This window comes from Pseudomonas sp. (genome assembly GCF_041601375.1).
In the GTDB taxonomy this organism is placed as follows: Bacteria; Pseudomonadota; Gammaproteobacteria; order Pseudomonadales; family Pseudomonadaceae; genus Aquipseudomonas.
On the sequence record NZ_JBFIIG010000149.1, the window covers coordinates 1 to 10,598 of the forward strand.

The window sequence follows — 10,598 nt, forward strand, 5'->3', positions numbered from 1 at the left end:
AGCAGATGCAGCTGGAGCTGGACACGGCCGAAGAGCGTTGCCGCGCTGCCTTGCAGGGAATCCCCGAGACGCAATGACGCCTGCTCAGTCCTGCGTGCCCCGCAAGGCGCCGCGCAGTGCGCTCAGCACCATGTCGCGCAGCAACTTGTGGCGCGCCGTCGGACTCAGCTCGGGCGCCTCGATCCAGGCCGGTAACTGATTGAGCAGGGCCACGATGCCACTCAAGGCGGCGCGGCGGTTGTTGCCGACCGGCTGGCCGGTGACGCGCTCCACGCTTTCCACCAACTGCTGTGTGTAGCGAGCGCGAAGCGCGCGGATTTGCGCCTGCTGCTCGCTGGCCAGGCAGTGACCGTCGTATTCGGCCAGACGAAAATACGCGCCCATGCTGGCGTGCAACCGCAGGTGCGCCTCGAGCAGACCATCCAGCCGTTCGGCGGGCGTGGCCGCGCACCGTTGCACCTGGCGGGCACCGTGTAGGAGCTGTTCGTAGAGTTCCTCGATCAGCTCGAACAGCAGCGCTTCCTTGCTGTCGATGTGGTTGTAGAGCGAGCCTGGTCGGATTCCCAGGTAGTCGGCCAGGTCGCGCATGCTCACCCGGCTGAAGCCGCGCTCGGCAAACAGGCGCAGGGCCTGGCTGCGGGTGGTCTGATAACGCGAGCAATCGGGGATGGGCTGGGTGGCGGGCATGGCGTTGTTCGGCAGGTGGTAGGCGAGCGCCGAGTATGGCGCCCCGGGCGAGGAAAACCCAGGTCGCCAGCGCTCGGTTAGCCTGAGCGATTTGGCCAGTGGCCGTTTACAGCGGGTAATGCACCAGTTCGCGGGCGATCAGCAGGCGCTGGATCTCGCTGGAACCTTCGTAGATCTGGGTGATGCGTGCGTCGCGGTAGTAGCGCTCCACCGGGTAATCCTCCAGGTAGCCGTAGCCGCCATGGATCTGCAGCGCCTTGGAACACACCCGCTCGGCCATTTCCGAGGCGAACAGCTTGGCCTGCGAGGCCTCCGACAGGCAGGCATGCCCGGCGCTCTTCAGGCGGGCCGCATGCAGGATCAGCAGGCGCGCGGCGTTGAGCTGGGTGTGCATGTCGGCGAGCATGTTGGCGATGCTCTGGTGCTCGCCGATCGGCTTGCCGAACTGGATGCGCTCGCGGGCATAACCCAGGGCGGCCTCGAAGGCGGCGCGGGCGATGCCCAGGGCCTGGGCGGCGATGCCGATACGCCCGCCTTCCAGGTTGGACAGGGCAATGGCCAGGCCCTTGCCGCGCTCGCCGAGCAAGTTGGCCGCGGGGATTGTGCAGTCAGTCAGGGTGACCGCGCAGGTATCGGAGGCCTTGATGCCCATCTTGTGTTCGCTGCGCTCGACGACGAATCCGGAGTTGTCGGTCGGCACCAGGAAGGCCGACAGGCCCTTCTTGCCCAGTTCCGGGTCGGTGACGGCGAAGACAATGGCCAACTTGGCGCGCTTGCCGTTGCTGACGAACTGCTTGGCACCGTTGAGCACCCACTGGCCGTCGCGCAGTTCGGCGCGGGTGCGCAGGTTGTGTGCTTCGGAGCCGGCCTGTGGCTCGGTCAGGCAGAAGCAGCCGATCGCCTGGCCGCTGGCCAGTAGCGGCAACCAGCGGTCCTGCTGCGTCGGGCTGCCATATTTCAGCAGGGGGCCGCAGCCGACTGAGTTGTGGATGCTCATCAAGGCGCCGAGGGCACCGTCGCCGGCCGAGATTTCTTCCACGGCCAGGGCGTAGGCCACATAGTCGGTGTAGCTGCCGCCCCAGGTGTCCGGCACCACCATGCCCAGCAGGCCCAGTTCACCCATCTGCGCCACCACGGCGTCATCGATCCAGCCGGCCTTCTCCCAGGCCTGGGCATGCGGGCCGACTTCGCTGCGGGCAAAGTCGCGGGCCATGTCGCGGATCATGCGTTGTTCTTCGGTCAATTGGCTGTCGTGCATTGCAGTGCTTTCCTCTGTTCTGGCCGTGCCCTTCAGGCGCGGTGCAGGGGCTTGCTGGCAGCGGGGCAGAATCCGCTGAAGAAGGCCTGCACCCGCTGCGGGTCCAGGTCGGCCAGCGTGGCCGGGTTCCAGCGCGGCGCCTTGTCCTTGTCGATGATCAGCGCGCGTATGCCTTCGATCAGGTCGCCGCGTTCGAACCACTGGTAGTCCAGGTGCAATTCCTGGGCGAAGCAGTCGGCCAGCGGCAGGTGCCGACCGCGCTGCAGCAGCTCCAGGGTCACCGTCATGGCCAGCGGCGAGCGGCTGTCCAGCACCCGTACGGTGTCTTCAGCCCAGGCCTGCAGCTCTGGGCGGCTCTCGCTGAGCAGGGCGGTGCGGATTGCCGTCAGGTCGGGCAGGGCGAAGTAGTCGTCGATGGCCTGGCGCAGGGCTTCAAGCTTGCCATCGGGCAGATCGCTGCAGGTCATGCTGTCGAGCAACTGCTGCAGGTCCTGCAGCGGCGCTGCCGACCAACTCAGGTTGTCCAGCGCCTGGTCGAACTCGGCCAGCCGTGCGCTGGCCAGACAATGGTCGGCCAGCCCAGCGTAGAGCGCGTCGGCGGCGCCGACCGGGAGGCCGGTGAGGCCCAGGTAGAAGCCCAGTTGGCCGGGCAGCCGGGGCAGGAAGTAACTGCCGCCGACATCCGGGAAGAAGCCGATGCTGACTTCCGGCATGCCCATCTTCACCCGCTCGGTGACCACCCGCAGGGCCGCCGCCTGGGCCAGGCCCATGCCGCCGCCGAGGACGAAGCCGTCGAGCAGCGCCAGTACCGGCTTGGGGTAAGCATGCAGATACTGATCGAGGGCGTATTCCTCCTCGAGAAACAGCTCGTGCTGATTGCTGCCGCCGGTGTAGCTGTCGTACAGCATGCGAATATCGCCACCGGCGCAGAAGGCCTTTTCACCGGTGCCACGCAGGACCACGGCGAGCACCTCGGGATCCTGCTCCCAGGCATGCAGCTGCTGCAGGAGCAGGCGCACCATGGGCAGGGTCAGGGTGTTGAGGCCGCTCGGGCGGTTGAGGGTCAGGTGGCCGATGCGGTTACGTACCTCGACCAGAACCACAGCTTCAGCGCCGCTCATGCCTCGGCGTCCCGCCGGTACAGCTTGATGATGGCGGAGAAATCCAGGCCGCCATTACCCTGTTGGCTGAAGCTCTGGTACAGCTGCTGGGCGGCGGCGCCGAGCAGTACTGGCTGGCGCGCGTGCTTGGCCGCTTCGGTCGCCAGGCCGAGGTCCTTGAGCATCAGGTCGGTGCCGAATCCGCCGCTGTAGCCACGCGAAGCCGGGGCGTTCTCCAGCACGCCGGGGAACGGGTTGTTGATCTCCGAGCTCCAGCAACGGCCGCTGGAGGTGTTGATGATGCCGGCCAGCACCTTGGCGTCCATGCCCAGGGCCACACCCAGGGCCATGGCTTCGGCGACGCCGACCATGGAGATGCCGAGCAGCATGTTGTTGGCGATCTTGGCCACCTGGCCGTTGCCGCTGTCGCCGCAGTGGACGAGGTTCTTGCCCATGGCGCAGAGAATTGGCCCGGCCTGGTCGAACGCACTGGCCGGACCGCCGACCATAAAGGTCAGGGTGCCGGCCGCGGCGCCGCCGGTGCCGCCGGAAACCGGCGCATCGAGCATGGGGTTGCCTTGAGCGAGGGCCAGGGAGGCCACTTCGCGGGCACTGAGCGGGTCGATGGTCGAGCAGTCGATCAGCAGCACGCCTTGGCCGACGTGCGCCAGCAGGCCATCTTTGCCCTGGTAAACCTGTTTCACCTGAGCCGCCGCCGGCAGCATGGTGACGATCGCCTCGACCTGGGCCTGGGCCACCGCCGCCGGGGAAGTGGCACTCGTGGCGCCGGCCTCGACCAGCGCGGCGACAGCTTGGGCGCTGGGGTCGAAGACGGTGACGCGGTGGCCGGCCTTGAGCAGGTTGCAGGCCATTGGGCCGCCCATGTTGCCGAGACCAAGAAAACCGATATGCATGGTGGATACCTTTGTAATGGAGGGGCTCAGCGGTGCTGAAACTGCGGTTGGCGTTTTTCCACGAAGGCGCGCATGCCTTCCTTCTGGTCGTGACTGGCGAACAGCGAATGGAACACCCGGCGCTCGAAGCGCACCCCCTCGCTGAGGCCGAGTTCGAAGGCCCGGTTGACGCATTCCTTGACCAGCATGCTGGCCGGCAGCGATTTAGCGGCGATACCCTGGGCCACCTTCAGGGTCTGTTCCAGCAGTTCGGCGGCGGGGAAAACCTGGGCCACCAGACCGGCGCGCTCGGCTTCTGCGGCGAGCAGATGGCGGCCGGTCAGGCACAGCTCCATGGCCTTGGCCTTACCCAGGGCATGGGTCAGGCGTTGGGTGCCTCCGATGCCGGGGGTCACACCCAGGCTCAGCTCAGGCAAGCCGAAGCGGGCGTTGTCGGCGGCGTAGATGAAGTCGCACATCAGCGCCAGCTCGCAACCACCGCCCAGGGCGTAGCCGGCGACCGCCGCAATCAGCGGCTTGCGCCGGTTGCCGATGCGATCGGCGGCGGCGAAGAAGTCGTCGAGGTAGATCGACGGGTAGTCCTTGTCGACCATTTCCTTGATGTCGGCACCAGCGGCGAAGGCCTTGGCCGAACCGGTGATGACCATGCAGCCGACCTCAGGGTCGGCCTCCAGGCGGTCGAGGACCAGGTTGAGTTCGCTGATCAGCTGGCTGTTCAGCGCATTGAGCGCTTGCGGCCGGTTGAGGGTGATCAGGCCGACCCGTTCGCGCACCTCGACCAGCAGGGTTTGGTAGTCCATGGCGATGTCTCCCAGAGGGCCGGCGCAAGGCCGGCCCGTCAGCCTTACTTGAGGGTGATGGTGGTGTTGACCACGGCGCTGCTGTCGTCCTCGTCGAACCAGCGCTGGGTGACCGTCTTGGTCTGCGTATAGAAGGTCACCACTTGCTTGCCGTAGGGGCCCAGGTCGCCGAGCTTGGAGCCGCGCGAGCCGGAGAAGGAGAACAGCGGGACCGGTACCGGGATCGGCACGTTGATACCCACCTGGCCGACGTCGATTTCTTCCTGGAAGTGCCGGGCAGCAGCGCCGGAGCGGGTGAACAGGGCGGTGCCGTTGCCATTCGGGTTGGCGTTGATGATCTCGATCGCCTCGTTGAGGTTGGCCGCGTGCATGACGCACAGCACCGGGCCGAAGATTTCTTCGCGGTACACCGACATGTGCGCCGTGACGCCGGAGAAGATCGTCGGGCCGACGAAGTTGCCGTCCTGGTAGCCGGGCACGCTCGGATTGCGGCCATCCAGTTCCAGTTTGGCGCCTTCTTCGATGCCGCTGGCGATCAGGCCGTTGACCCGGTCCAGGGCCGCGCAGGAGATCACCGGGCCGATGTCGGTGCCCGGCTCGGTACCGCCATTGATCTTGAGGGTCTTGCTCCGCTCGATCAGGTCCGGCAGCCAGGCCTGCGCCTCACCTACCAGGATCACCACCGGCAGGGCCATGCAGCGCTGGCCGGCGGCGCCGAAGGAGGCGCCCAGCAGGCTGTTCAAGGTCTGCTGCTGGTTGGCATCGGGCAGGACGATGGCGTGGTTTTTCGCGCCCATCATGCACTGCGCGCGCTTGCCGTTCTGGGTGGCACGGTTGTAGACATGGGTGCCGACCTTGGTCGAGCCGACAAAGGACACGGCCTTGATGTCCGGGTGGTCACAGATCAGGTTCACCGCGTCGACGCCACCGTGGATGACGTTGAGTACGCCCTTGGGTACGCCGGCCTGCAGCGCCAGTTCGACCAGGCGCATGGTCACCAGCGGATCCTGTTCGGACGGCTTGAGGACGAAGGTGTTGCCGGTGGCGATGGCCATGGGGAACATCCACAGCGGGATCATCGCCGGGAAGTTGAACGGGGTAATGCCGGCGCACACGCCCAGTGGCTGGTGCAGGGTGTAGGTGTCGACGCCGCTGGCGACGTTGTTGGCCAGTTCGCCCATCTGCAGGTTGCCGATGCTGGCCGCGTGCTCGACCACTTCCAGGCCGCGGAACACATCGCCCTCGGCGTCTGCCAGGGTCTTGCCCTGTTCGGCGGTGAGCAGCGCCGCCAGTTCCTTGATGTTCTCGCGGATCAGCTGCTGGTACTTGAGGAAGATCCGCGCACGCGCGCCGATCGGGGTCTTGCGCCAGGTCTTGAAGGCTTCGGCGGCGCTGGCCACGGCGGCATTCATTTCCTCGGCAGTGGCGAAGGGCACGCGGGCCAGCACTTGCTGGGTGGCCGGGTTGACGACGTCGCGCCACTGGGTGGTCTTGGATTCGACGAATTCGCCGTCGATGAGCAGTTTGACGCTGGGCACTGAGGAAGCGGTCATTTTCTAGTCCTGTCTACTGTCGGAGGTCGAGTGCGCCCCCTCGGCGCCGGTGGCCGAGTGGGCGGGGGAGTGGTGGTCTGGGCCGGCGCGCCGGCCCGGTTTCATCCCTTGAGCTGCGGGAAGTCGTCTTCGAAGTGTTCCTGCGGCCCACGGCTGTCGCCTTGACGGCGCTGCAGTTCCATCTGCCGCAGTTCCACCCGGCGGATCTTGCCGGAGATGGTCTTGGGCAATTCGCTGACGAACTCGATGCGCCGCACCCGCTTGTAGGGCGCCAGGTGCTCGCGGGCGAAAGCGAAGATGTCCTCGGCCAGTTCGGCACTGCCCGGCTGGTCGTGGGCCAGGATCAGGAAGGCTTTGGGCACCGCCAGACGCAGCGGGTCGGGGCTGGGTACCACGGCCACCTCCATCACCGCCGGGTGCTCGATCAGGGCGCTCTCCAGCTCGAAGGGGCTGATGCGGTAGTCGGAGGCCTTGAACACGTCATCGGCGCGGCCGACGAAGGTGATGTAGCCGTCGGCGTCGATGGCCGCGGTGTCGCCGGTGCGGTAGAAACCGTCACGCATCACTTCGGCGGTCTTTTCCGGGCTGTCTTCGTAACCGAGCATCAGGCCCAACGGATGGGGAGCCAGCGGCAGGGCGACTTCGCCTTCGCTGGCGGGCTGGCCATCCGGGTCGAGCATGCACACGCTGTAGCCGGGCAACGGACGGCCCATGGAGCCGGGCTTGAGCGGCTGGCCGGGGGTGTTGCCAACCAGCGCAGTGGTTTCCGACTGGCCGAAGCCGTCGCGCAACGGCAGGCCCCAGGCTTGCTGGATTTGCTCGATGATCTCTGGGTTGAGTGGCTCGCCGGCACCGACCAGTTCGCGCAGGCGCAGGCGCTCGCGGCAGCCGGCCAGGTCTTCCTGGATCAGCATGCGCCACACCGTGGGCGGCGCGCACAGGCTGGTGATGCCGTAGCGCTCCAGCACCTCGAGCAGCGCCGGGGCACTGAAGCGCGCAGTGTTATGGATGAACACACAGGCACCGGCGTTCCACGGCGCGAACAGGCAGCTCCAGGCATGCTTGGCCCAGCCCGGCGAGGAAATGTTCAGGTGCAGGTCGCCCGGCTGCAGGCCGATCCAGTACATGGTGGAGAGGTGACCAACCGGGTAGCTCTGGTGGCTGTGCAGGACCATCTTCGGCTGGCTGGTGGTGCCGGAGGTGAAATACAGCAGCAACGGGTCACTGGCCTTGGTCAGGTCATCGGCGTGGAACTGGCTGGGATAGTCGGCGGCGCTGGCGTGATTGATCCAGCCGTTGACGGCCTCGCCGACACAGATGCGGGTGCAGTCCAGGGCTTGGTCAGCGAACTTGTCGGTATGGGTGCTGCCCACCACCAGGTGGCGCACGCCCCCGCGCTCGATACGGTCGCGCAGGTCATCGGCGGTGAGCAGGGCGGTGGCCGGGATCACCACGGCGCCGAGCTTGAAGGCCGCGAGCATGGTTTCCCACAGGGCGATATGGTTGCCCAGCATCAGCAGGATGCGCTCGCCGCGGCGCACGCCCAGCTCGCGCAGGTGGTTGGCCACGCGATTGGAACGCTCGGCCAGCTCGGCGTAACTGTAGCGCTGCTCGCTACCGTCCTCCTCGACAATCCACAGCGCCGGGGCCTGGTTGCCGGCGGCCATGACGTCGAAGTAGTCCAGGGCCCAGTTGAATTCGTCGAGTTGCGGCCAGCGAAAGTCGCGAACGGCGGTGGCGTAGTCGCTGCGATGGGCCAGCAGGAAGTCGCGGGCGGCAAGAAAGGGGTGGCAGTTGCTGTTCATGGTTCTGGCCCTGTTTTGTTGTTGTAGGGACTGGCCTGATGCCCAGCTCGATCAGGCTTGTGGGATGAGTATAGATAGGCGTTTGCGCAGTAAGAAGGTGCAAATAAACCGAATCGATATGCAAAAAAGTACTGCGTGGCGGGTCTCTGTCGGCCCGGCCTACAGCGTCTTGGTCTCGCCAAGACGAGTGGCCCGAGGTATATGTGTGCATATTTACGGCGGCCACTCTTAAAAGTAGGCGAGTGCATATGCAAAAAAATACGGTTAACGACAAGCTCAATTGGGACGACCTGCGTTTCTTTCTCGAAGTGGCGCGTACCCGCACCGCCAGTGCGGCGGCCCGGCGCCTGGGCGTGGACTACACCACGGTATCGCGACGTATCCGCACCCTGGAACAGAGCCTCGGGGCCCTGTTGTTCGAGAAATCGCGCTCGACCGGCTTTGTCCTGACCGTGGAGGGCCAACGCCTGCTGGGCTACGCGGAAACCCTGGAAAGCACCTTGCTGGCTGCCTGCGAACAGGTGTCCGGCACCCGCCTGGGGCTTTCCGGGCACCTGCGCATCGCCAGCACCGAAGCGTTCGGCTGCTGGTTTGTCAGCGCGCAGATGAGTGGCTTCCTCGAGCGCTACCCGCATATCTCCCTGGACATCCTGCCGGTGCCGCACTTCGTCAGTCTGTCGCGGCGCGAGGCGGATATCGCCATCACCCTGGAGCGCCCGGAGCGTGGCCCCTACGTCTGCTCAAAGCTATGCGACTATCGCCTGCGCATTTACGCCACGCCCGGCTACCTGGCCAGCCATGCGCCGATCCACACGCGCGAGGACCTGGCTGAGCACCCCTTCGTCACCTACGTCGACGACCTGGCCTTCAGCTCCAGGTTGCTCTACCTCAACGACCTGCTACCCGGCGCTATCAGCCACCTGCGCAGCACCAGTGTGATTGCCCAGTACCACGCCACTTTGCAGGGGCGGGCCATGGCCATTCTGCCGAGCTTCCTGGCCGGGCCGGACCCGCGCCTGTGCGAAGTGTTGCCGGATCAGGTCGACATCATTCGCCAGTTCTGGCTTTCCTACAGTGAAGATCTGCGCAAGCTCAAACGGGTGACGCTGGCCGCCGAATACCTGCGCGCCTGTGCAGACCTCAATCGCCCTCTGCTGATGGGGGAGTCGACCGATATGCACTACCTGGCGATGGACTGAGCCAGCGGGTTCCGGCAGCGCAAGCGCTGCGAATCAGGCGGCCCTATGGCCTTGCGCCAAGGGCGGCGGTGCAAGAGCCCGACGTCACTGCGGGCGTTTGCTCCATGCGACCAATGGGTGACTGGACGGTCGACGCGGTCTTGATATAGCTTGCCGTTAACGTAAGGATAAGGCTGGATTCTCGCCCGGGCTTCTACGCTCTGTAGGCCACCCCATTACAAGCACAAGAGGGAAAGCCATGAATCACCCCAGCTATACCCGCGGCCCGCAGGACAAGGCGCTGCTGGCCATGACCATCGGCCAGGCGTTCGATCGGACGGTGGCGCGCTTCGCCGAGCGCGAGGCCCTGGTGGTGCGCCACCAGAACCTGCGCTATTCCTGGGCCGAGTTGGCCGAGCAGGTCGACAGTTGCGCCCGTGCGCTGCTGGCGCTGGGCGTCGAGGCGGGGGAACGGGTCGGCATCTGGGCGCCTAACTGCGCCCAGTGGTGCATCACCCAGTTCGCCAGCGCCAAGATCGGCGCGATTCTGGTCAACATCAATCCGGCCTACCGCGGTAGCGAGCTGGAGTACGCGCTCAAGCATTCCGGCTGCCGCTGGCTGGTCAGCGCCGATGCCTTCAAGAGTTCCGACTACCACGCCATGCTGGCCGAACTGTTGCCGGAACTGGCCACCAGCCAGCCGGGCGAGGTGCACAGCACGCGGCTGCCGGAGCTGCGCGGGGTGATCAGCCTGGCTGAGCGAGCGCCAGCCGGCTTCCTCTGCTGGCATGAGCTGGCGGGCCTGGCCAGCCCGGTCAGCGCCGAGCAACTGGCCACGCGCGAGGCGCTGCTGCAGTTCGACGAGCCGATCAATATCCAGTACACCTCGGGCACCACGGGCGCGCCCAAGGGCGCGACCCTGAGCCACTACAACATCCTCAACAACGGTTATATGGTCGGCGAGAGCCTGGGCCTGAGCGAACACGACCGCCTGGTTATCCCGGTGCCGCTGTACCACTGCTTCGGCATGGTCATGGGCAACCTCGGCTGCCTGACCCATGGCAGCACCATGATCTACCCGGGGGCCGCCTTCGAACCGCTGGCCACTTTGCAGGTGGTGGCCGAGGAGCGCGCCACGGTGCTCTACGGCGTGCCGACCATGTTCATCGCCGAGCTGGATCTGCCGGAGCGCGCCGGCCTGGATCTGTCCAGCCTGCGCAGCGGGATCATGGCCGGCGCCACCTGCCCGATCGAGGTAATGAAGCGGGTGATCGGCGAGATGCACATGGCCGAGGTGCAGATC

Annotated in this window: 9 protein-coding genes; 2 read left to right on the plus strand and 7 right to left on the minus strand. The window is 66.1% G+C overall.

Translation table 11 applies throughout. The features are described 5' to 3' along the window. Positions 1–84: 84 nt before the first annotated feature. From ABZE94_RS16695 to ABZE94_RS16725, 7 genes are all read right to left on the minus strand, one after another. Positions 85–687, minus strand: coding sequence for a TetR/AcrR family transcriptional regulator (locus ABZE94_RS16695; protein ID WP_372876627.1), 603 nt, complete (start codon positions 685–687; stop codon positions 85–87). A 106-nt stretch (positions 688–793) separates the two neighbouring features. Next, positions 794–1,945 carry an acyl-CoA dehydrogenase family protein gene (locus ABZE94_RS16700; RefSeq protein ID WP_372876629.1) on the minus strand — a complete coding sequence of 384 codons (1,152 nt, stop codon included), beginning with the start codon at positions 1,943–1,945 and terminating at the stop codon, positions 794–796. A 32-nt stretch (positions 1,946–1,977) separates the two neighbouring features. Continuing rightward, the gene (locus ABZE94_RS16705) at positions 1,978–3,066 is read right to left on the minus strand and encodes an enoyl-CoA hydratase/isomerase family protein (RefSeq protein ID WP_372876631.1); all 1,089 of its coding nucleotides are present in this window, start codon (positions 3,064–3,066) and stop codon (positions 1,978–1,980) included. Beyond that, positions 3,063–3,959, minus strand: a complete 897-nt coding sequence (mmsB, locus tag ABZE94_RS16710) for a 3-hydroxyisobutyrate dehydrogenase (RefSeq protein WP_372876633.1) — start codon at positions 3,957–3,959, stop codon at positions 3,063–3,065. Before mmsB ends, ABZE94_RS16705 begins: the two co-directional genes overlap by 4 nt. A gap of 26 nt (positions 3,960–3,985) precedes the next feature. Further along, complete coding sequence (locus ABZE94_RS16715; protein WP_238043139.1) at positions 3,986–4,759, minus strand: enoyl-CoA hydratase; 774 nt, start codon at positions 4,757–4,759, stop codon at positions 3,986–3,988. A 44-nt stretch (positions 4,760–4,803) separates the two neighbouring features. Continuing rightward, the gene (locus ABZE94_RS16720) at positions 4,804–6,312 is read right to left on the minus strand and encodes a CoA-acylating methylmalonate-semialdehyde dehydrogenase (protein WP_372876634.1); all 1,509 of its coding nucleotides are present in this window, start codon (positions 6,310–6,312) and stop codon (positions 4,804–4,806) included. Between the two features lie 101 nt (positions 6,313–6,413). Continuing rightward, positions 6,414–8,117 (minus strand): AMP-binding protein, encoded by a 1,704-nt coding sequence (locus ABZE94_RS16725; protein ID WP_372876636.1) that lies wholly within the window; start codon positions 8,115–8,117, stop codon positions 6,414–6,416. 248 nt (positions 8,118–8,365) lie between these two features. On the opposite strand from ABZE94_RS16725, the gene ABZE94_RS16730 reads away from it, so the two are divergent. Both ABZE94_RS16730 and ABZE94_RS16735 read left to right on the plus strand, forming a co-directional pair. Beyond that, positions 8,366–9,316 (plus strand): LysR family transcriptional regulator, encoded by a 951-nt coding sequence (locus ABZE94_RS16730; protein WP_372876638.1) that lies wholly within the window; start codon positions 8,366–8,368, stop codon positions 9,314–9,316. 238 nt (positions 9,317–9,554) lie between these two features. Beyond that, positions 9,555–10,598: AMP-binding protein (locus ABZE94_RS16735; protein WP_372876640.1), on the plus strand; the 1,044-nt coding region annotated here is incomplete at its 3' end.